This is a genomic window from Fontimonas sp. SYSU GA230001 (assembly GCF_040066175.1).
Classification (GTDB): Bacteria; Pseudomonadota; Gammaproteobacteria; order Nevskiales; family Nevskiaceae; genus Solimonas.
Genome location: NZ_JBEAAM010000001.1, coordinates 21,207 through 40,752, shown reverse-complemented (window position 1 = coordinate 40,752; position 19,546 = coordinate 21,207). Strand labels below are relative to the sequence as shown.

Sequence of the window (19,546 nt, the reverse complement as noted above, 5' to 3'; positions counted from 1 at the left end):
GCGTTGCAGTAGTCGGTATGGTATTCGCAAGTGCCCCTGAACAGGAAACGGGCGCGATGGCCCGTTTCCTGTCCCGGCGATCAACAGCTTACTTCCAGATCGGGTTGCCCGACGCGTCCTTGATCTCGTTGGCCCAGGTCTTCTCGACCATCGCGACGACCGACTGCGGCATCGGGATGTAAACCAGTTCCTCGGCCATCGGGCCGCCCTTCTCGTAGGCCCACGCGAAGAACTTGAGCGCGGCCAGCAGGTCGGCCGGATTCTTCGGCTGCTTGTGCACGAGGATGAAGGTCGCGGCGGTCATCGGCCAGCTCTCGGCGCCCGGCTGGTCGGCGAGCACCAGGGCATAGCCCGGAGCCTTCGACCAGTCGGCGTTCGCGGCCGCGGCCTGGAAGGTCGCCATCGACGGGCTGACGATCTTGCCGTCCTTGTTGACCATCCGCGTGTACGTCATCTTGTTCTGCTTGGCGTAGGCATACTCGACGTAGCCGATCGCGCCCTTGGTCTGGGTGACCATGTTGGCGACGCCCTCGTTGCCCTTGGCGCCGATGCCGACTGGCCACTGCACCGAGGCCTCGACGCCGACGTTGACGCGCCAGTTGTTGCTGACCAGGCCGAGGTAGTAGGTGAAGTTGTAGGTGGTGCCCGAGCCGTCCGAGCGGTGGACGACGGCGATCGGGGCCTTGGGCAGGTTCACGCCCGGGTTGAGCTTGGCGATGCGCTCGTCATTCCACTTGCTGATCTTGCCGTAGAAGATGTCGGCCAGCGTCGGGCCGTCCAGCACCAGCTGGTCGGGGCCGATGCCATCGAGGTTGACCACCGGCACGATCGCACCCATCACCATCGGGAACTGCGTCAGGCCATTCTCGACGAGTTCCTTGGGCGGCAGCGGCTTGTCCGAGGCGCCGAAGGTCACGGTCTTTTCCTTGATCTGCTTGATGCCGCCGCCGGAACCGATCGACTGGTAATTGAGGCCGATACCGGTTTCCTTCTTGTAGGCGTCGGCCCACTTGGAATAGATCGGGTACGGAAAGGTCGCGCCCGCGCCGGAGATGTCGGCGGCGAAGGCGCCGGTGGCGCACGCGGCCAGGGTGGCCGCCGAAACGGCGCGCACGAGGGTGTTGCGGAAGATGGACACTGGGTTCTCCTGAGTCATGAGGTCACAACGGGTGGCGAGCTTAGGGGAATCACTTTGCAGTTTCGTTGCAAGGGTGCCGCCCGTCCGCGCCGGCTCATCGTCAGCGAACGGTCATGGAGATGTCATGCAACGGTCATCATCTTGGCACAGGCTCGCAGCCGGCCTCACCGTCAGGCCGGCGTGCTCTGCCGATTGGAAGCGGGCCGGCAAACTGTCATAGTTTCGACAATCCTCGGCCCGCACGGCCGATACTGCGAGGAATCGACGATCGTCATGGACAAGCAGAGTCTGCGTCAGCACATCTCCAGTCAGTTCAACGCCGAACTGGAGGACGTCCGTCAGAGGGTCTTGGCGATGGGAGGCGCAGTCGAGCAGCAGATCGTCGATGCCACCGAGGCGCTGATGTCGCTCGACGCCGACATGGCCGAGCGCGTGATCACCAACGATCATCGCATCAATCAGTTCGAAGTGTCGATCGACGAGGAGTGCTCGCGCATCCTCGCGCGCCGGCAGCCCACGGCCAGCGACCTGCGTCTGGTGTACTCGGTGATCAAGACCATCACCGACCTCGAACGCATCGGCGACGAGGCGCGCAAGATCGCGCGCATGGCCAGCGACCTGGCTTCGCAGGAACGTATGCACGAGCAGTTCCGCGAGGTGCAGCACCTGTCGCGTCAGGTGACGGCGATGGTGCATGGCGCGCTCGACGCGTTCGCCCGCATGGATGCCGACGCGGCCCTCGCCGTTGCCAGGCAGGACCGTGACGTGGATCGGGAATACGAAGCGCTGATCCGCCAGTGCATCACGTTCATGATGGAGGATCCGCGCACGATCCGCCGCGTCATGGACATCATCTGGTGCGTGCGCTCGCTTGAGCGCATCGGCGATCACGCGAAGAACATTTCCGAGTACACGATTTATTTCGTGATGGGCAAGGATGTGCGTCACCTGTCCATCGAGGCTGCCGAAAAGGAGATCCACGGCTGATCGGCTGGCATCGGGGCAGACGGTGAAGTTCCTCGGCCTGTGCGGCGTCGTGATCGTGGCTGTCCTCGTCGGTGCCTGCGCGAGGACACCGGTCCGTCACTACGACGGTGCGCCGCGACCGGCCGCCGAGGTCGCGACGGTTCTCGTGCCGGAAGCGCTGGAAGTGGCGGCGATCGACGGTCGCGAAGTCCGCGGCGCCAGCGGCCTGATGCGCGGTGGCGAGCTTCGGCTCGAACTGCTGCCGGGGCGGCATGAGCTGCTGGTGTTCTATCGCGAGATCTGGCAGCGCGGGGGTGAGCACGACACGCTCAGGTCCGATCCCGCACTGTTCGTGTTCGACGCGACGGCCGGGCGCCGCTATCGCCTCGACTACGTTCGCCCGCGGCGCTATGAGGAAGCCCTGGCGCTCAGCCGGCAGTTCCAGGGCTGGGTCGAGGACGAGGCGACCGGACTGCGCGTCGAGTCCCGCGCCAGCGGCCTCGAGTTCCGGAAAGGGCTGGTCGCCGGCCTGACCGGTGACAGCAGCCTGGTGCGCACCGCGCCGGCGGTGACCGGCCCCGCTGCCACCGAGTCGCCTGCCGTTCATTCGGAAGGCGACTGGTTACCCCTGATGAAGGGCTGGTGGAATCAGGCCAGCGCCGAGGAACGGCGGGAATTCCTGCGCTGGATCGGGCAGCGGCCGGCCAGTGCCGGCGAGTGAGCTGCGCCCTCTCCGGACACGCGAGCCGGCTGTCACGCAAGCGTCATCTGCGCGACAAACAAACGTCACGACGCCTGCACATACTTCGCGCCGGTTGCACAACGCTCGTTGATGCGGCGCGCCGGCAGCGGGAGATCCGCAGGGGTGCCGCGCGCTGCGATCCATCCGTATCTCTCTACCTAACTGTCTAGGAGTGTTTTTGTGAAGAAGACTCTGCTTGCGATCGCTGTGGGGGCGACGTTCATGGCGCCGGCGGCTGCGTTCGCCGCACCGAAGGTCTATGGCAAGTTCATGCTCGGCGTCGAAAGCGTGACCGATGAAATCGGCGCGGCGTCCACCGACGCCGATAGCGTCGTGCAGTTCAATGATGCCAACAACGCCTCGCGCCTGGGTTTCAAGGGCAGCGAAGAGCTGGGTCTGGGCGATCTCAACGCGATCTACCAGGTCGAACTGGGCATCGATCCGTTCGGCGACGAGACCGCGGGCACCGAGAAGCTGTCCCGTCCGTTTTCCGAGCGCAACACCTTCGTGGGCCTGGAAGGCGGCTTCGGCACGCTCAAGTTCGGTTTCTATGACACGCCGGTCAAGGATATCGGTGCCAAGGTCGATCAGTTCAACGACTACACCTATGGCGACATCACGGTGTTCATGGCGGGCGAAACGCGCAACAAGAACCTGGTCCAGTACATCTCACCGAAGTTCGCCGACATGTTCAGCTTCTCGCTGACCGCGCAGGCCGGCGAAAACCGCACCGCCTCGGATGACGCCGCGGACAACGAAAAGAGCATCGGCGACACGTTCTATGCCGCCGCGATGTTCGAGAGCCAGTACGTGGACGTGGGCCTTGCCTACGCCGGCAATGAGCACGCCTCGCTCAAGCTCGACGGCAAGCCGGTCGGTATCGACATTCTGCGCCTGACCGCGATGGTCAAGCCGATCAAGGATCTGGAACTGGGTGTGCTGGTCCAGACCGCCGAAGCGGTCGAGCAGGACCAGACCGACGGCACGACCAAGTTCTCCGATCTCAAGGACACCAGCTGGCTGTTGTCCGCCGGCTACACGATGGATGCATGGAAGTTCAAGGGCCAGTACGGCCAGACCGAGGGCGACCAGACCGACAAGAAGCGCAAGAGCCTGTCGGTCGGTGTCGATTACAAGCTCAGCAAGGCCTTCGTCACGCAGGCCTACTACAACAGCTACACCGATGAAGCCGTCGGCGGTGGTGATGACCTGACGACCGACGCGATCGGTCTCGGACTGGTGTTCAGCTTCTGAGCCGCAACAACAAGCTGTAGTGAAACGCCAGGAGCCCGGCCCAGTGCCGGGCTTTTTTTCACGCATCCTGCGCAAGCCGGGGCCATCCCTGGCCCCGACGTTCAAAACCAGCTTCCTGCGGGATCGAGACCGCGTTCATGTCCGGTATGGCTGCCGTTGCACTACACTTCGCGCCCTCATGCCGCACCGCCGCCGATTTCCTTTCCGGACCCTCGTGCTGTCCGTGCTGATCCTCGTGCTCAGCGCCGGGCTCGCATTGCTCAGCGTCCACCTTCTCGGCCTCGACCGCGAGATCCGCAACCGCTTCGCCGGTGCGCGCTGGGCGCTGCCGGCACAGGTGTACGCGGCGCCGTTGGAGCTCTATGCCGGGTCGAAGCTGGGAACGATCGACCTGATCCACGAACTGGGCCGGCTCGGCTACCGCGAGGATCCCCACCTGTCCGGCACTGGCACCTACCGGCCGCTGCGCGACCGCATCGATGTGCGCGTGCGTCCGTTCCGGTTCTGGGACGGCGCGCAGCCGGAGCAGACGCTCGCCGTGGGCTTCGATCGCGGCGCGATCGTGTCCATCCGGAGACTCGACCGCGGCGAGAGTGCGGACATCGTGCGCCTGGATCCGATGCTCATCGGCAGCATCTACCCGAGCCAGGGCGAGGACCGTGTGCTCGTGCGTCTCGGCGAAGTGCCGTCCCTGCTGCCGGCGGGACTGGTCGCGGTCGAGGATCGTCATTTCTATTCTCATCGCGGGATCAGCCTGCGCGCGATCCTGCGTGCGTCGCTGGCCAATCTGCGCGCCGGTCACGTCGTGCAGGGCGGCAGCACGATCACCCAGCAGCTGGTCAAGAATTTTTTCCTGAGCAGTCGGCAGACCTGGCGGCGCAAGGCGGACGAGGCACTGATGGCGCTGCTGCTGGAGCGTCATTACCGCAAGGACGAGATCCTCGAGGCCTATCTCAACGAAGTCCATCTCGGCCAGGACGGCAACCGTGCCGTGCATGGCTTCGGTCTGGGCGCGCAGTTCTATTTCAACAAGCCGGTTTCCGAACTGCAGACGCACGAGATCGCGCTGCTGGTCGGTCTGGTCAAGGGCACCTCGTTCTACAACCCGCGCAAGCATCCGCAGCGCGCCAAGGAGCGCCGCGACCTGGTGCTCGGCGTGTTCCGCGACGAAGGTCTGATCGACGAGGCCACCTATCAGCAGGCCCTGGCCGCGCCGCTGGGGGTCGATGCGGGTCGCGTCGGCGGCGTCGAGCGCTATCCTGCCTTCGTCGATCTGGTCCGGCGCCAGCTGCGTGGGCAGTACCGTGACCAGGATCTGACCGACGAAGGTCTGCGCATCTTCACGACCTTGGACCCGCGCGCGCAGGAGGCGCTGGAACGCAATCTGGTGGACACGCTCCCCGAGCTGGAGAAGGCACGCAAGCTCAGGCCCGGCACGCTCGAAGGTGCCGGCGTGATCACCAGCGTGGACGGCGGTGAAGTGCTGGCGCTGGTCGGGGGCCGTGATGTCCGCTATCCCGGCTACAACCGCGCCCTCGATACGCAGCGGCCGATCGGCTCGCTGGTCAAGCCGTTCGTCTATCTGGCCGCGTTGGAGCGGCCGGGCGAGTTCGCGCTGTCCACGATCCTGCCCGACGAGCCGATCGAGCTGCGCATGCCGCACGGTCAGCTCTGGTCGCCGAACAACTACGACAAGCAGTTGCACGGGCCGCAACCGCTGTATCGGGCACTGGCGCAGTCGCTGAACCTGCCGACCGTGCACGTCGGCCTGCAACTCGGCCCCGAGCAGGTGCTGCGCACTCTGCGGCGCGCCGGCTACGACGGCGACGCGCAGGCGCTGCCATCGATGTTCCTCGGTGCGATCGGCATGGCGCCGCTCAAGGTCGCACAGATGTATGCGACGCTGGCGGCCGGCGGATTCCAGGCGCCGCTGTCGGCGATCCGCGAGGTGCAGACCAAGGACGGCGAGCCCCTGTCGCGCTTCCCGATCCAGGTCAAGCAGTCCTTGCCGGAAGGGCCGGTGTACCTGGTGGACTGGGGGCTGCGCCAAGTGGTCGCGCAGGGCACCGGGCGTGGCGTCTATGCGAGCCTGCCAGCGGACGTCGTGGTCGCCGGCAAGACCGGCACCACGGACGACTACCGCGACAGCTGGTTCGCGGGCTTCTCGGCGGATCGTGTGACGGTGGTGTGGGTCGGCCGCGACGACAACCAGCCCACCGGCCTGTCTGGCTCGACGGGTGCGTTGCCGATCTGGGCGCGCGTGATGCGCGATCTCGGCGTGCAGAGCTTCGATCCGGTCGAGCCCGCCGATATCGAGATGGTGCTCGTCGATCCGCAGACCGGGCTGCGCGCCGACGACAACTGCCCCGGCGCGGTGTCGATGCCGTACCTGCGGGGCTGGGCGCCGGCCGACTGGGCGCCATGCGCAGCGAGTCCTTCCGGTCCGCTGCAGTGGCTGCGCGACATCTTCGGCTGATTTCCGCCCGCGTGCCGACGACTGCCGGAAGTCGTCGGCCAACCCGCTACACTAGCGTGGTGAACAAGAACACGTTCGAACCGCGCGGCGCCACCGTCGCCGCGCTCTGCGCCGTGGTGCTGGCTCTGGCCGGCTGTGCGTCCACCTCCGGGCAACGCCGTGTCTGGTCACCGCCCGAATCCCAGGGATCGGTGCGGCCCACACCGAGCCCACGTCCGCTCGAAGCCGGGCCGATTGTCGAGCAGCCGCAACCGCAGCCGGGCGTGCAGCCCCTGCCGGACTTTCCGCGCAGCGCCGAGGAGGTCAGCGGCAGCGCCGTCACCGCGCTCATGCGGCAGGCGCGCAGCGCCCTGGATGCCGGGCAGCCTGCGCAGGCGGCTTCGGCTCTGGAACGCGCCTTGCGCATCGAGCCGCGCAACTACTTCGTCTGGTCCCTGCTGGCGAAGACTCATCTGACCCAGGGCAATTACGCTCAGGCCGACAGCGTCGCCGGCAAGTCCAATGCGCTGGCACGCGGCAACGTGTACGTCGAACTGGAGAACTGGCGCACGATCGCCGCGGCGCGGCAGGCGCAGGGCGACGCGGCCGGCGCCGAGGACGCCTCGTCGCGCGCCCAGGAGCTGGAGCGCTGGCTGGCGGAGCGCGCGCCGCAGTGAGTGCCGGTGCGCGCGCTCAGGCCGGCCCGGCGGCAGACCTGCTGGGCCCCGCCGGGCCGCTGTCGCGGGGAGTCACCGGATTCGCAGCGCGCCGTCCGCAGCAGCTCATGGCGGACGCGGTCGGACACGCGCTCGCCGATGGTGCGGCGCTGGTCGTCGAAGCGGGGACCGGCACCGGCAAGACTTACGCGTATCTCGTTCCGGCCTTGATGTCGGGCCTGCGCGTGGTCGTGTCCACCGGCACGCGCACCCTGCAGGACCAGCTGTTCCACCGCGACCTGCCGCGCGTGCGCGACGCGCTGGCCGTGCCGGCGCGCATCGCCCTGCTCAAGGGGCGTGCGAACTATCTGTGCTTGTACCGCATGAAGCGTGCGCGCACGCTGCCGGCGCTGCGCGGATCCTTCGACGAACTGCGCCGCATCGAGGACTGGGCGCGTTCCACGGATGCCGGTGAACTCTCCGAACTGGGCGAATTCCGCGAAGATCAGCCACTGACGCGGCAGGTCACCTCGACCGCGGACAACTGCCTGGGCAGCCGCTGCGCGGATTTCGAGCGATGTTTCGTGGCACGCGCGCGGCGCCAGGCGCAGGCGGCGGATCTGGTCGTCGTCAACCACCACCTGCTGTTCGCCGATTTCACGCTCAAGGACCAGGGCTTCGGGCAGATCCTGTCCGGCGCCGACGCGGTGATCATCGACGAGGCCCATCAGCTGCCGGAACTGGCGGCGCAGTTCTTCGGCAGCCGCGTATCCACGCGTCAGCTGCAGGAGCTGGCGCGCGACGTGCAGGTCGAGGCGCAGAACTGCGGCGACCTGCCGGCGCTGGTCGAATGCGCGCAACGCCTGTCCGGTGACGTCACCGGGCTCGAACAGTGTTTCGACACTGCGCCGGGCCGCATGACCCTGGCGCAGTTCCGCGACGGTCAGGCTGCGCGGTGGGCGATCGAGCGGGTCGGCCAGTCGCTCGATGAGATCTACCAGTTCCTGCGACCGCTGGAGGAGCGCAACGCGGAGCTCGCGGCCGCGCTCGAACGCACGCACACGCTGCGCGAACGCTGGCAGCACATCCTCGACGTCGCGCCGGTGGCCGATGCGCAGCCCGAGCGCGAAGTGCGCTGGGCCGAGGGGCTGCAACGCGGCGGTACGCTCAACTCGACGCCGATCGATCTCGCCGGCGGGTTCCAGCGCATGCGCGCGACCTATCCGGGGGCGTGGATCTTCACGTCGGCGACGCTGGCGGCCGGTGACGACTTCAGCCACTACCTGCGCGAGATGGGCCTGAGCGAGGCGCGTACCGAGCGGTTCGACAGCCCTTTCGACTATGCGCGGCAGGCGCGCCTGTACCTGCCGCGCGGTCTGCCCGATCCCAACGTCGCGGGCTATGCCGAAGCGGTGGCGGACGAAGTGCAACCGTTGATCGAGGCCGGCGGCGGCGGCACCTTCGTGCTGTGCACCAGTCATCGTGCCGTGCGCATCATTGCCGAGCGTCTGCGTGCCCGGCTGCGCCTGCACGTGCTGGTGCAGGGCGAGGCGGCGCGTTCTGCGCTGCTGGACCGGTTCGTCGCCGACGGCAACGCCGTGCTCGTCGGCACCAGCAGCTTCTGGGAAGGCGTGGACGTGCGTGGCCAGGCGCTGCGCATGGTCATCATCGACCGCCTGCCGTTCACCGCGCCCGGCGATCCCGTCTATGAGGCCAAGCTCGCCGCCATCCGCGCCCGCGGCGCTGCGCCGTTCACCGAGCTGCAACTGCCGGAGGCGATCGTCAGTCTGCGTCAGGGGATCGGCCGGCTGATCCGCGATCCGGCGGATCGCGGGCTGCTGGTGATCTGCGATCCACGCCTGACGGCAAAGCCCTACGGCCGGCGCGTGCTCGCCGCGCTGCCGGACATGCCGGTGCTGCGCGAACGGGATGCGGCGTGCGCCTGGGCGCGGACCTGCGCGCCGTCGGCGTCTTGAGCGGCATTGCCGCAGCGCGGCCGGGGCTCCCAGCTATGGCCGGCCGACGCGGAGTTCGCGGAGAATAGCGGCCCGATGAACGTCCTTGCAGTCGATACCGCGACCGAAGCCTGCTCGGCGGCACTGTCCGTCGGTGGTCATGTGCTGGCGCGGTTCGAGCGGGTCGGCCGCACGCACGGCGAGCGCTTGATGCCGATGGTGTTGGGCCTGATGGCCGAGGCCGGACTGGACTTCGCACAGCTCGACGGCTATGTCTGCGGGGTCGGGCCGGGCAGTTTCGCCGGTGTGCGCATCGGCGTCGGCTACGTCAAGGGACTGGCCTTGGCGGTGGATCGTCCCGTCGTCGGCGTGTCGTCTCTGGCGATGTTGGCGCTGCCGGTCATCCACCGCGGACATCCTCAGGTGATTGCGGCGATCGATGCGCGGGTGAACGAGGTCTATGTCGGTCACTACGCCTGCGGGCGCGACGGTCTGCCGGAAGCGCGCGGCGCGGAACGCGCCTGTGACCCGGGCCACGCGCCGGCGGCGGAGCCGGGGACGTGGGTCGGCGTCGGCAGCGGATGGGATCGCTACGAGTCGCAGTTGCGCACGGCGACGGGCGCGGCACTGCTTGCCGTCGAGCACGGCGCCTGGCCCCAAGCCGAGCACGGCCTGGCGCTGGGCCTGCCTGTGCTGCGCGCCGGGCGCGGCATACCGGCGAGCGCGCTGGTGCCTGCGTACCTGCGCGACAAGATCGCCCTGACGATCGACGAGCAGCGCGCGCTGCGCCAGCGCTGACGCGGGCGCTGGAGTAGCGGCGCCGAATCGGGCACACTGCGCGTCCTTGCGCGGACGGCGTGTTCCGCGAACGTCCATGGTGGCCCGTGCCGGCCCTCCGCGACGGCAAGCCGTGAACCCCGCCAGGCCCGGAAGGGAGCAACGGTAACGGTGATGCCGGGTGCCGGAGACCGCTGGTACGGGCCGCCGCCCAATCGCGGTTTCCAGTTGGGAGCGCCCGGTCCCCAGACGAGGCGAAGGCGCCGCGTGACTGGAAAGCGGGGACCGGAAACCGGAAACTGATGCGTATGAGCTATCTCGCACTCGCCCGCAAGTACCGACCGCGCCGCTTCGCCGACGTGATGGGGCAGGACCACGTGGTCAAGGCTTTATCGCATTCGCTGTCTGCCGACCGGTTGCATCCGGCGATCCTGCTGACCGGCACCCGCGGCGTCGGCAAGACGACCTTGGCGCGCATCGTCGCCAAGTGCCTCAACTGCGAAACGGGTGTCAGCGCCGAGCCCTGCGGCAAGTGTGCGGCCTGCAACGAGGTGGACCAGGGCCGTTTCGTCGATCTGCTGGAGATCGACGCCGCGTCGAACACCGGCGTGGACGACGTGCGCCAGCTCATCGACAACGCCCAGTACGCGCCGGCGCGCGGCCGCTACAAGGTCTATCTGATCGACGAAGTCCACATGCTGTCGAAGAATGCCTTCAACGCGCTGCTGAAGACGCTGGAGGAGCCGCCGCCCCACGTGAAGTTCATTCTCGCCACCACCGATCCGCAGAAGCTGCTGGTGACGGTGCTGTCGCGCTGCCTGCAGTTCAATCTCAAGCGTCTGCCCGTCGCGGTGATCCGCGATCAGCTCGCCAAGGTGCTGGATGCCGAGTGCGTCGGCTACGACGCCGGCGCGATCGCCGAGATCGCGCGCGCCGCCGACGGCTCGATGCGCGACGGCTTGTCTCTGGTCGATCAGGCCATCGCGTTCGCCGGCGGTGACGCGCTCAGGCGCGACGCCGTCGCCGAGATGCTCGGCACCAGCGGTCGCCAGCTCCTGTTCGAACTGCTCGGCGCGCTGGCCACGCGCAGCGGCGACGTCCTGCTCTCGTGCCTGCAGCGTCTCGAGGCGCAGGCGCCGGACTATGCGGCGCTGCTCAACGATCTCGCCGCGTACCTGCAGCGCCTGGCCGTGCTGCAGATCCTGCCCTCCGCATCGACCGAGGACGATGACCCGGCGCTGCTCGCTCTGCGCGAACGATTCACGCCCGAAGACGTGCAGCTCCACTACCAGATCGCCGTGCAGGGTCGGCGTGACCTGCCGTGGGCGCCGGATCCGCGCCTGGGTTTCGAGATGACGCTGCTGCGCATGTTCGCCTTCGTGCCGGACCCGGACCCGGCGCCGGATGCGCCGCCGGCGAGCGGGGGCGGGGCGCGCAGGACGAATGCCGGCCCCGCCGCAGCCGGTGGTCCGGCGGTCGCTGCGCCGGCCGCATCGCGCAGCGGCGCGACGACGCATCTGCCGTCCGATGCACCCTGGATGCAGCGCGTCGAGGCGCTGCGCGTCGAAGGCTTCACGCGCCAGCTCGCCCGGCACTGCGCGTGGATCGACCGTGACGGAGCGACGCTGCGCCTGAGCCTCGATCCCAAGGCGCGGCACCTGTTGCTCGAAGAGCGGCGTGCAGCGCTCGAAGAGGCCTTGTCGGAGCAGCTCGGGGAGGCGGTGCGCCTGCGCATCGAGCTGGCCGACGATGCCGCACCGCTCGATTCGCCGGCGCAACTCGCGCAGCAGCGCGAAGCCGAACGCCAGCGTGCCGCGGAGGAGGCGATTCTCGCCGACCCGGTCGTGCGCGCCTTCCGCGAACAGTTTGGTGCGCAGCTGCGCACCGGCAGTATTCACCCGCTCGACAGCTGACCGGCGCGGCGGGCCTTTGGAGAACTCACCATGAAAAGCGCCCTCGGCCAGATCATGCGCCAGGCTCAGCAGATGCAGGAGAACCTCAAGCGCGTGCAGGATCAGATCGCGCAGATGGAGATCACCGGCGAGTCCGGCGCCGGTCTGGTCAAGGTCACGCTGTCCGGCAAGCACCAGGCACGTCGCGTCGAGATCGCCGCCGAGGCCATGCAGGAAGGCAGGGAGTTCCTGGAAGACCTGATCGCCGCGGCGATCAACGATGCCGCGCAGAAGCTCGAAGAAGCCAGCAAGGCGAAGATGGCGCAGGCGACGGCGGGCATGCAGCTGCCGCCGGGGTTTGCGGGCCTGGGCTGACGGCTATTCGGCGGACATTCGCCGGCCGCGCAATGGAGCAGGGTCCCGCCATGGACGGCGTTGTCCAAGCCGGACGGGGCGAACCTCACGTCACCAGCGTCGGCGCACGTCGGCCGGTCAGTTCGCCGATGCGGCCGAGCTTTTCCGCCGCGGCGGCCAGCGGCGCGAGCGCGTCCTCCGGCCGCCAGTGCAGTGCGGTCGGGTCGCGCTCGTAACGCTCCAGATAGACGCGCAGTGTCGCGCCCTTGGTGCCGGTGCCGGACAGACGCATGACGATGCGCGCCTGATCACCGCACACGACGCGCAGTCCCTGGCCGACCGCCACGCTGCCGTCGATCCTGTCGTGGTAGCCAAACTCGTCGGCGAGTGTGACCTCGAAATCCGCCAGCGTGCGTCCCTGCAGATTCGCCAGCGAGCCCGAGAAGGCCTGCATGACGGCCTCGGCCGCGGGGCCGGCCAGTTCTTCGTAGTCGAGTCGCTGGAAATAGTGGCGGCCATGACGGCGCCAGTGCTCGTCGGCGATCTCCGCGACGGTTTTGCCGGTCAGTGCGAGCACGTTGAGCCAGGCCAGCACCGCCCACAGGCCGTCCTTTTCGCGCGCATGCGCCGAGCTGGTGCCGAAACTTTCCTCGCCGCAGATCGTCACCTGCCCCGAATCGAGCAGGTTGCAGAAGAACTTCCAGCCGGTCGGCGTCTCGAACAGGGGGACGTTCATCGCGGCGGCGACGCGGTCGGCCGCCCGCGAGGTCGGCATCGAGCGCGCGATGCCCTTGAGGCCGTCGCGGTAGCCCGGCAGCCGGGGCAGGTGAGCGGCGAGGATGGCGAGCGAGTCGCCCGGCGAGACGAAGATCCCGCGGCCGAGGATCATGTTGCGGTCGCCGTCGCCGTCGCTGGCGGCCACCAGCTGCGGCGCGCCCTCTCCGAAGGCCAGCTCGACCAGGTGCTGGCCGTGGACGAGATTCGGGTCCGGATGGCCGCCGCCGAAGTCCTCCAGCGGACTGCCGTTGAGCACTGCGGCAGGTGGCGCGCCGAGTTGCTCGACGAGTATGCGCTGTGCGTAGGGACCGGTGGCTGCGTGCATCGCGTCGAACCGCAGGCCATTGCCGCGCTTGATCCAGTCGCGCATGCGGTCGAAATCGAACAGGCTCTGCATCAGCTGCGCGTAGTCCTCGACGCAATCGACGACCTCGACCTGCATGGGCCCGACCTGCTGGGTCGTGCGCCGGTCCAGGTCGATCTCGACTTCGTCGATGCTGCGATAGCGCGTGATGCGCTTGCTGGCTCCGTAGATGCGCTCGGTCAGACCTTCGCCGGCCTGGCCACCGCCGGCGACGTTGAACTTGATGCCGAAATCACCGTCGGGCCCGGCGGGGTTGTGGCTGGCGGTGAACAGGAAGCCGCCGGCGGCGCCGAGCTTGCGGATCAGATGCGCCGCCGCCGGCGTGGACAGCAGGCCGCCCTGGCCGACGACGACGCGGGCGACGCCGTTGGCGGCGGCGATGCCGATCGCCGCACGGATCGCATCACGGTTGTGATAGCGGCCATCGCCGCCCATGACGACCGTTGCGCCCTTCAGCTCGGGCACGCAGTCGAAGATCGACTGCAGGAAGTTCTCGAGGTAGTGCGGCTGCTGGAATACCGCGACTTTCTTGCGCAGGCCGGCGGTACCGGGTTTCTGATCGAGATAAGGCTTGGTCGTGATCTCGCGGATGCTCATCGTCGGCCACTTCTCGTTGTGGAGCTGTCGAAGCCTATCTTATAGTCGGCCCATGTTGGCCAACACGCATCTGTGTCCCTGCTGCGGCAAACCGCGCCGCATCGCGCATCTCGTCGAACTCTACGAGCAGAACTACCGTCTCCTGCAGCGTCTGGTGCCCGAACTCGATGCGCCGTACCGCGAGGCGGTGTCGCGCAGCCCGAGCGACTGTCCGCTGCATCTGCAGATCGCCGAGCGCGACCGCTACACCGTGACCCTGCGCCTGAGCTACGAGTTCACCGACGAAGCCGGCGTGCGTCGTCAGCCGGATTTGTGGGTGCGGCTGTATCGCGACGCCGCAGTCGCCGAGGCCCTGGAATGCAACGAACGGCCGCCGTGGCTGGCCATCGACGAGGCCGACCCGGCGGCTCACCAGTACCTGTCGGCGCAGTGGCGGCGCAACCTGATGCTCAACAAGTGGCTGGAGTATCTGCTCGATCACGGCCATGGCTTCGGCATGGCGGAGCGGCCGCGGCTGGCCGAGTTCGCCTAGATGGCGCCGGCATCCTTGAGCAGCTGCGCGACGGCTTGGGCGATCCGCTGATAGCCCTGCGCGTTGGGGTGGATCTGATCCGACTTGAGTCCGCGCTGGCCGAGGACCTCGGGAATCACCCGCGCCTCCAGCGGAATGCGGAACTCGGCCGCGAGTTCGCCGTAAGCCGGTTCTGCGCGCAGCCCGAGCAGCCGGGGTTCCGGGACTCCGAGCAGCACGACCGGGATGCCGCGGCTGCGGATCTCGCGGATCATCTCGGCGAGGTTGGCGCGCATCGTGCCGCGGTCCTGCTGGCGCAGCATGTCGTTGCCGCCGAGGCACAGGATCACGAGATCCGGTGAGGTCGCGTCGAGCACGTCGGGCAGTCGGCGGAGTCCGGCGGCCGTGGTTTCGCCGGGGACCCCGGCATTGATCACGCGCCGGCCGACCAGCGCCTGCAGCCGTGCCGGATAGGCACGATCGGGCGTCGCGCCGGTCCCGGCGGTCAGGCTGTCGCCAAAGGCGAGGATCACGGCCTCGCTGTCCAGGCGCGGCAGCCGGGGCGTCGTGTCTCTGCAGCCGATCAGGCCGGCGACCACGACGAAGGCCACGATGGCTTGCCGCCAGCCGAACCGTGACGGCACACTGCCGCGCTCTCTCATGACGGACCTCTGCCCATGCTGCACTCGCTCGAAGATCGTATGCCACGGATCGCGGAAGAGGCGTGGGTGGCGCCCAATGCCACGGTCATCGGCGACGTGACGCTGGCGGCCGGCGCCAGCGTCTGGTTCAACTGCGTACTGCGCGGCGACACCGACCGTATCGTCGTCGGCGAAGGCAGCAACGTCCAGGACGGTTCGGTGCTGCACACCGATCCGGGGATCGTGCTGCGCGTCGGACGGGGCTGCACGGTCGGCCACATGGTGATGCTGCACGGCTGCGAGATCGGGGACGGCAGTCTGGTCGGCATCGGTGCGGTGGTGCTCAACGGGGCGCGCATCGGTGCGCAGTCCATCGTCGGCGCGCGTTCGCTGGTGACCGAGGGCAAGCAGTTCCCGGACGGTGTTCTGATCATGGGCACACCGGCCAAGGTCGTGCGCGAACTGACCGCGGCGGAGAAGCAGATGATCGCCGGCATGGGTCAGCACTATGTCGCCAACGCCGCGCGCTACCGCGCCGGCTTCAAGTCTTCTGCCTGAACTGCCTGGGGCAGGCGTAGAAGCGCTGCGTGCCGGCGCGTTCGTCCACATCGCCCCACGAGGCGGCGCCAAAACCGATTTGCACGACGGCGCAGGTCGGCAGGTCGTCGAAGCTGCAGCGCGCCAGGCGGTGCGCCAGTTCGGTCAGGCCGGGATTGTGACCGAACAGCATGACGTGGCGGTCGCGGTCGTCGAGCAGCCGCACCAGATCGAGCAGCGTTTCCGGCGAGGCGTCGTAGATGCGCGCCCGTTCTTGGATGTCACCCGCCGCGATGCCGAACGCTTCGGCGAAGATCCGGGCGGTCGTGATTGCACGTGTGGCGGGGCTGGAGACCAGGCGGTCGGGTACACCCACGGCGCGCTTGACCAGTTCCGCCATGCGCGGGGCGTCGCGCTGGCCGCGTTCGTTCAACGGTCGGTCGAAGTCATCGAGCGCGGGGAAGTCCCAGGATGACTTGGCGTGGCGCACGAGAGTCAGCAGGCGCATGGTGGATCCGACGGCTGTGCCCGGTCGGTCGTCTGGCCCTCTGCCGCGGTCGCCGGGACGTACACATCGTAGCGCGCCTGCTTGCCCCTGAGCTGGAACGCCGGTGCGCGGCCGTCGAGAAACTCGGCGTGCAGCGGGCGCTTGACGACGACGCGCTGCCGGCACGCCGCCAGTGCGGGCGCGAGCAATCCATGGGCGTCCGCGTCGGCGCCGCACAGTTCGCGCAGGATCTGCATTTCCTTCTGCGGCAGGGCGTCCTTGCCGCGATGCGGGTACATCGGATCCAGATGCACGACATCCCAGCGTTCTCCGCTGCGCAGGACCTGCCGGGCCTCGGCCTCGACGAGCCGCAGCCGGCCGGCCACGTCTGCCCAGGCGGGATCTCCGTGCAGGCTTGCGAGCGCGTCGCGCAGCAGCGCGGCGAGCAGCGGCTGGCGCTCGACCAGCGTCACCTCTGCGCCCAGCGCGGCCAGCGTGAAGCCGTCGCGGCCCAGGCCGGCCGTGGCATCGAGCACGCGCGGTGCCGACATCTTGTGCAATCCGATCGCGCGGCCGAGCAGTTGGCCGCGTCCTGCTCCGATGCGACGGCGGATCGCCGCGCCGGTCCAGTCGAGGATCAGCGGCGCGTAGCGCGGATGATGCCGGGCGACCAGTTGCAGGCCGCCGTCGCCTTCGACCAGCGCGAACGAAAAACCCCGGGCATCGCTGCCCGGGGTTTCGGAGTGCGACGCGGTCAAGTTCAGAGCTTGCTGGCGTCGAAGAAGCTCGCCATGCGCTGGGCGAGCATCAGGTCGCCCTCGATCTGCAGCTTGCCGGTCATGAACGCGGTCATGCCGTTGAGCTCGCCCTTGAGCAGCGCGACCAGATCGTCGTCTTCCATCGTGATGGTGACATCGGCGCTGGGCGACTGACCGCTGTTCACGGCGCAGGTGCCGTCCTTGATCACGGCGTGCATCGGCGTCGAGCACATGAACTGGATCGTGCAGTTCGTGCCGGAAGCTTCGTTCGGGTTGAAGGCGGTGGACAGCTTGCTGAGAAACGCTGCGGCGGACATCGGAGTCTCCGGGTCGTGAACTGAAGGATGAGTCCGGCATCCTAGCGAGCGCCCTCACCACGGGCAACTGTCGCGGAGGCCGGTGGAAACGACCGTTACCGAACCGGTGCGTCGATGTGCAGTGCGCAGCCGATGCGCCGGGCCGCGGCCGGGCTGAGCAGGATCACGTTGATGCTGCCGCGATAGATGCGTCCGCTCGCGCGCAGTTGCTCGATCGTCGCGCGATCGCGTTCGGCGTGCAGGACGACATAGTCGCGGCCTTCCGTGAATTGCGCCTGCAGAGCCTTGAACGCGCGGAATGCCGCGCCCTTGGAGGTGCCCGCGGCGGCGTCGATCTCGCGCAGGCCGAGCCAGTCCGCTGCGGCCGTCATGCCGGTGTCGCCAGCAGGAAATGGGCGCGCGCGATCGCGATGGGATGGTCCGGGTCCTTCTGCCAGCAGCGGATCATGGTCTGCGCGACGCGCAGCCCGGCGCGGGAAATCACGCATTCCGCATACGAGTCCTCCGGTCGGTTCGGCAGGAGATAGTCGATGGCGAAGTCGATGCTCTTGGGGATGCGGTCCTGGTCGATCTGCAGCAGCAGTTGCAGGATCGCGGCGTTCTCCATGAACGCGGCGGTCACGCCGCCGTGGACGGCGGGAAGTCGGGGATTGCCGATCAGGCCCGGACGAAAAGGCAGGTGCGAACGCAGCACGCCGTCGTGCAGTTCGACGCGTACGCCGAGAAAGCGGGCATACGGCACCAGTGCCACCAGTCCGTCGCAATCGTGGTGTTCGCGCGCCGCACGCCGCGCCTGGGCCGCGGCGCTCACCGCGGTGCCTCGGGCGCGGGCCGCCGCTGCGTGCGCATGAAGACCGACTGTGAAACGGCGATCGGTTCGCTGCGATCGTCCTGCCAGACCGTGGCGCGCGCAAAGGCGATGCTGGCGGTCAGCCGGTAACACTGCGCGAGGCAATGGACGTCGAGTCCGCGACGGCCGGCGCGCAGGTAGTCCATGCGCAGATCCAGGGTCGCGATCGGCTCCAGGCGTTCGATGCGCGCCATCACTGCGGCACCGCAGGCGGAATCGACCAGCGTCGTGACGATGCCCGGATGGATCAGGCCGCGTTCGGCGTCGCCGATCCAGTCCTCGCGGAACGGCAGCCGGACCTCGGCCCCGCTGGCATCGAGCCGGGTAATCTGCATTCCGCAGGCGGCGACGTGCGGGGTCGCATCGACGAAGTGGCGGCGCAGGATGTCGTGGAACGTGGGCGTGGCCATGGCGCGATTGTAAGGAACGCCGGGCCGTATCCGCTAAACTCGCGGCATGACATCCACCTTGCCGGTAATCACGAGTACCGACATCGAGCGCCGCCTGCGCGGCGCGCTCGCGGGTACCGGGCTCGAAGCGCCGCGGCCGCTGTCGGGTCTGGAGTTGCCGTTCAAGCTCGACCGGCTGCTGGCGCCGGCCGTGCTCGGCAGCCTGCGCCCGGCGGCGGTGCTCGCTCCGGTGATCCGCCGTCGCGGCGAACTGTCGATGCTGTTCACGGTGCGCGCGCGCCACCTGCGCGCGCACAGCGGGCAGATCAGTTTTCCGGGCGGCGGCCGCGACGACGCCGACCGCGACGCCGTGGACAACGCGCTGCGCGAGGCGCGCGAGGAGGTCGGCATCGATCCGGCGCGGGTCGAGGTCATCGGTTATCTCGACGATTACCCGACGCTGACGCGCTACGTCGTGACCCCGGTCGTCGGTCTGATCGAGGGCGAACCGGAGTTGCACATCGACGCAAACGAAGTGGCCGAGGTATTCGAGGCGCCGCTGTCGTTCCTGCTCGATCCGGCCAGCTACGAACGCAGGCTGCTGTCGCGCGACGGCCTGAATGTGCCGTTCTTCGAGCTGAACTGGCAGGGCCACCGCATCTGGGGTGCCACCGCCGGCATGTTGTGGAATCTGGCGCAGAAGGTCGCGCGCCGGTGAGCGGGCACGAGCCGCTGAAGGAGGCCATGGACCTGCAGCGGGACGCCGCGGCGCTGGGATTCGACTGGCGCCATCTCGACGAACTGTGGGACAAGCTCGCCGAAGAGGTCGGCGAGTTGCAGCAGGCCGCATGCGGCAGCCGTGACGAAGCCGAGGACGAGCTCGGCGACCTGTTGTTCATGGCAGTCAACCTGGCGCGCCACCTGAGGGTTGACCCGGTATCGGCCTTGGCGCGGACGAATGCAAAATTCAGCCGGCGCTTCGCCTACATCACGGCACGGCTGGGAGCGTTGCCGCCGATCGGGGACGCGCGGCGCCTGGATGCAATGGAGGCGCTCTGGCAGGATGCCAAGCGTCTCGAAAAGCAAGGTGCACTCTGAGCGCCCGGCATCCGGGCGCGAGATCGAGCCG

General features: G+C 68.2%; 22 protein-coding genes and 1 other RNA gene. 14 read left to right on the top strand and 9 right to left on the bottom strand.

The genetic code is table 11. From position 1 onward, the window contains the following. Positions 1 to 88: 88 nt before the first annotated feature. Entirely contained in the window at positions 89 to 1,156 is a 1,068-nt protein-coding gene (gene pstS, locus AAG565_RS00215) for a phosphate ABC transporter substrate-binding protein PstS (RefSeq protein WP_348817515.1), read from the bottom strand. A 255-nt stretch (positions 1,157 to 1,411) separates the two neighbouring features. Here pstS and phoU point away from each other — a divergent pair, with 255 nt between their 5' ends. The 10 genes from phoU (at position 1,412) to AAG565_RS00165 (ending at position 12,210) form a co-directional block, all read left to right on the top strand. Beyond that, positions 1,412 to 2,125: a phosphate signaling complex protein PhoU gene (gene phoU, locus AAG565_RS00210; protein WP_348817514.1), complete on the top strand. Its 714-nt coding sequence runs from the start codon at positions 1,412 to 1,414 to the stop codon at positions 2,123 to 2,125. A gap of 22 nt (positions 2,126 to 2,147) precedes the next feature. Then, entirely contained in the window at positions 2,148 to 2,825 is a 678-nt protein-coding gene (locus AAG565_RS00205) for a DUF2057 family protein (protein WP_348817513.1), read from the top strand. Between the two features lie 201 nt (positions 2,826 to 3,026). Beyond that, the gene (locus AAG565_RS00200) at positions 3,027 to 4,100 is read left to right on the top strand and encodes a porin (RefSeq protein WP_348817512.1); all 1,074 of its coding nucleotides are present in this window, start codon (positions 3,027 to 3,029) and stop codon (positions 4,098 to 4,100) included. Between the two features lie 214 nt (positions 4,101 to 4,314). Continuing rightward, on the top strand, positions 4,315 to 6,576 hold the full coding sequence (gene mrcB, locus AAG565_RS00195; RefSeq protein WP_348817510.1) for a penicillin-binding protein 1B: 2,262 nt from the start codon (positions 4,315 to 4,317) through the stop codon (positions 6,574 to 6,576). 59 nt (positions 6,577 to 6,635) lie between these two features. Next, positions 6,636 to 7,232: a tetratricopeptide repeat protein gene (locus AAG565_RS00190; RefSeq protein WP_348817509.1), complete on the top strand. Its 597-nt coding sequence runs from the start codon at positions 6,636 to 6,638 to the stop codon at positions 7,230 to 7,232. A gap of 107 nt (positions 7,233 to 7,339) precedes the next feature. Beyond that, positions 7,340 to 9,187 carry an ATP-dependent DNA helicase gene (locus AAG565_RS00185; protein ID WP_348817508.1) on the top strand — a complete coding sequence of 616 codons (1,848 nt, stop codon included), beginning with the start codon at positions 7,340 to 7,342 and terminating at the stop codon, positions 9,185 to 9,187. 75 nt (positions 9,188 to 9,262) lie between these two features. Further along, positions 9,263 to 9,964 (top strand): tRNA (adenosine(37)-N6)-threonylcarbamoyltransferase complex dimerization subunit type 1 TsaB, encoded by a 702-nt coding sequence (gene tsaB / locus AAG565_RS00180; protein ID WP_348817507.1) that lies wholly within the window; start codon positions 9,263 to 9,265, stop codon positions 9,962 to 9,964. Between the two features lie 86 nt (positions 9,965 to 10,050). Next, positions 10,051 to 10,147: signal recognition particle sRNA small type (gene ffs / locus AAG565_RS00175), an RNA gene on the top strand. Between the two features lie 104 nt (positions 10,148 to 10,251). Next, on the top strand, positions 10,252 to 11,856 hold the full coding sequence (dnaX, locus tag AAG565_RS00170) for a DNA polymerase III subunit gamma/tau (protein WP_348817506.1): 1,605 nt from the start codon (positions 10,252 to 10,254) through the stop codon (positions 11,854 to 11,856). 30 nt (positions 11,857 to 11,886) lie between these two features. Next, positions 11,887 to 12,210, top strand: coding sequence for a YbaB/EbfC family nucleoid-associated protein (locus tag AAG565_RS00165; RefSeq protein ID WP_348817505.1), 324 nt, complete (start codon positions 11,887 to 11,889; stop codon positions 12,208 to 12,210). A gap of 85 nt (positions 12,211 to 12,295) precedes the next feature. Here AAG565_RS00165 and AAG565_RS00160 read toward each other — a convergent pair whose 3' ends face one another. After that, positions 12,296 to 13,927 (bottom strand): alpha-D-glucose phosphate-specific phosphoglucomutase, encoded by a 1,632-nt coding sequence (locus AAG565_RS00160; RefSeq protein WP_348817504.1) that lies wholly within the window; start codon positions 13,925 to 13,927, stop codon positions 12,296 to 12,298. 52 nt (positions 13,928 to 13,979) lie between these two features. On the opposite strand from AAG565_RS00160, the gene AAG565_RS00155 reads away from it, so the two are divergent. Continuing rightward, positions 13,980 to 14,459 (top strand): DUF1249 domain-containing protein, encoded by a 480-nt coding sequence (locus AAG565_RS00155; RefSeq protein ID WP_348817503.1) that lies wholly within the window; start codon positions 13,980 to 13,982, stop codon positions 14,457 to 14,459. Here AAG565_RS00155 and AAG565_RS00150 read toward each other — a convergent pair. Then, positions 14,456 to 15,100 carry an arylesterase gene (locus AAG565_RS00150; protein WP_348817502.1) on the bottom strand — a complete coding sequence of 215 codons (645 nt, stop codon included), beginning with the start codon at positions 15,098 to 15,100 and terminating at the stop codon, positions 14,456 to 14,458. The two genes, AAG565_RS00155 and AAG565_RS00150, sit on opposite strands and share 4 nt — an antisense overlap. A gap of 15 nt (positions 15,101 to 15,115) precedes the next feature. Here AAG565_RS00150 and AAG565_RS00145 point away from each other — a divergent pair, with 15 nt between their 5' ends. After that, the gene (locus tag AAG565_RS00145; protein WP_348817501.1) at positions 15,116 to 15,637 is read left to right on the top strand and encodes a gamma carbonic anhydrase family protein; all 522 of its coding nucleotides are present in this window, start codon (positions 15,116 to 15,118) and stop codon (positions 15,635 to 15,637) included. On the opposite strand, the gene AAG565_RS00140 is transcribed toward AAG565_RS00145, so the two are convergent. The 6 genes from AAG565_RS00140 to AAG565_RS00115 form a co-directional block, all read right to left on the bottom strand. Beyond that, on the bottom strand, positions 15,621 to 16,124 hold the full coding sequence (locus AAG565_RS00140) for a histidine phosphatase family protein (RefSeq protein ID WP_348817500.1): 504 nt from the start codon (positions 16,122 to 16,124) through the stop codon (positions 15,621 to 15,623). The genes AAG565_RS00145 and AAG565_RS00140 overlap by 17 nt on opposite strands. Next, complete coding sequence (locus AAG565_RS00135; RefSeq protein WP_348817499.1) at positions 16,112 to 16,861, bottom strand: class I SAM-dependent methyltransferase; 750 nt, start codon at positions 16,859 to 16,861, stop codon at positions 16,112 to 16,114. The genes AAG565_RS00140 and AAG565_RS00135 overlap by 13 nt, the downstream gene beginning before the upstream one ends. A 2-nt stretch (positions 16,862 to 16,863) precedes the next feature. Beyond that, positions 16,864 to 17,178, bottom strand: coding sequence for an SCP2 sterol-binding domain-containing protein (locus AAG565_RS00130; RefSeq protein WP_348817498.1), 315 nt, complete (start codon positions 17,176 to 17,178; stop codon positions 16,864 to 16,866). A 95-nt stretch (positions 17,179 to 17,273) separates the two neighbouring features. Then, positions 17,274 to 17,549 (bottom strand): hypothetical protein, encoded by a 276-nt coding sequence (locus AAG565_RS00125; RefSeq protein WP_348817497.1) that lies wholly within the window; start codon positions 17,547 to 17,549, stop codon positions 17,274 to 17,276. Beyond that, on the bottom strand, positions 17,546 to 17,989 hold the full coding sequence (locus AAG565_RS00120; protein ID WP_348817496.1) for a PaaI family thioesterase: 444 nt from the start codon (positions 17,987 to 17,989) through the stop codon (positions 17,546 to 17,548). Before AAG565_RS00120 ends, AAG565_RS00125 begins: the two co-directional genes overlap by 4 nt. Next, a complete protein-coding gene (locus AAG565_RS00115; protein ID WP_348817495.1) occupies positions 17,986 to 18,438 on the bottom strand; it encodes a PaaI family thioesterase in 453 nt (150 codons plus the stop codon). The genes AAG565_RS00120 and AAG565_RS00115 overlap by 4 nt, the downstream gene beginning before the upstream one ends. Before the next feature lie 46 nt (positions 18,439 to 18,484). On the opposite strand from AAG565_RS00115, the gene AAG565_RS00110 reads away from it, so the two are divergent. Together AAG565_RS00110 and AAG565_RS00105 are read left to right on the top strand one after the other, a co-directional pair. Beyond that, a complete protein-coding gene (locus AAG565_RS00110) occupies positions 18,485 to 19,135 on the top strand; it encodes a CoA pyrophosphatase (protein ID WP_348817494.1) in 651 nt (216 codons plus the stop codon). After that, positions 19,132 to 19,515, top strand: a complete 384-nt coding sequence (locus AAG565_RS00105) for a MazG nucleotide pyrophosphohydrolase domain-containing protein (RefSeq protein ID WP_348817493.1) — start codon at positions 19,132 to 19,134, stop codon at positions 19,513 to 19,515. Before AAG565_RS00110 ends, AAG565_RS00105 begins: the two co-directional genes overlap by 4 nt. The last annotated feature ends 31 nt before the right edge of the window (positions 19,516 to 19,546 follow it).

Excerpts from the sequence above, each read along its gene's own strand:
- AAG565_RS00185 (WP_348817508.1), top strand. The coding sequence starts at position 7,340 with ATGGCGGACGCGGTCGGACACGCGCTCGCCGATGGTGCGGCGCTGGTC.
- AAG565_RS00145 (WP_348817501.1), top strand. The coding sequence starts at position 15,116 with ATGCTGCACTCGCTCGAAGATCGTATGCCACGGATCGCGGAAGAGGCG.
- phoU (WP_348817514.1), top strand. The coding sequence starts at position 1,412 with ATGGACAAGCAGAGTCTGCGTCAGCACATCTCCAGTCAGTTCAACGCC.
- AAG565_RS00155 (WP_348817503.1), top strand. The coding sequence starts at position 13,980 with ATGTTGGCCAACACGCATCTGTGTCCCTGCTGCGGCAAACCGCGCCGC.
- AAG565_RS00130 (WP_348817498.1), bottom strand. The coding sequence starts at position 17,178 with ATGTCCGCCGCAGCGTTTCTCAGCAAGCTGTCCACCGCCTTCAACCCG.
- AAG565_RS00140 (WP_348817500.1), bottom strand. The coding sequence starts at position 16,124 with ATGCGCCTGCTGACTCTCGTGCGCCACGCCAAGTCATCCTGGGACTTC.
- tsaB (WP_348817507.1), top strand. The coding sequence starts at position 9,263 with ATGAACGTCCTTGCAGTCGATACCGCGACCGAAGCCTGCTCGGCGGCA.
- AAG565_RS00160 (WP_348817504.1), bottom strand. The coding sequence starts at position 13,927 with ATGAGCATCCGCGAGATCACGACCAAGCCTTATCTCGATCAGAAACCC.
- dnaX (WP_348817506.1), top strand. The coding sequence starts at position 10,252 with ATGAGCTATCTCGCACTCGCCCGCAAGTACCGACCGCGCCGCTTCGCC.
- AAG565_RS00125 (WP_348817497.1), bottom strand. The coding sequence starts at position 17,549 with ATGACGGCCGCAGCGGACTGGCTCGGCCTGCGCGAGATCGACGCCGCC.
- AAG565_RS00110 (WP_348817494.1), top strand. The coding sequence starts at position 18,485 with ATGACATCCACCTTGCCGGTAATCACGAGTACCGACATCGAGCGCCGC.
- AAG565_RS00115 (WP_348817495.1), bottom strand. The coding sequence starts at position 18,438 with ATGGCCACGCCCACGTTCCACGACATCCTGCGCCGCCACTTCGTCGAT.
- AAG565_RS00165 (WP_348817505.1), top strand. The coding sequence starts at position 11,887 with ATGAAAAGCGCCCTCGGCCAGATCATGCGCCAGGCTCAGCAGATGCAG.
- AAG565_RS00150 (WP_348817502.1), bottom strand. The coding sequence starts at position 15,100 with ATGAGAGAGCGCGGCAGTGTGCCGTCACGGTTCGGCTGGCGGCAAGCC.
- pstS (WP_348817515.1), bottom strand. The coding sequence starts at position 1,156 with ATGACTCAGGAGAACCCAGTGTCCATCTTCCGCAACACCCTCGTGCGC.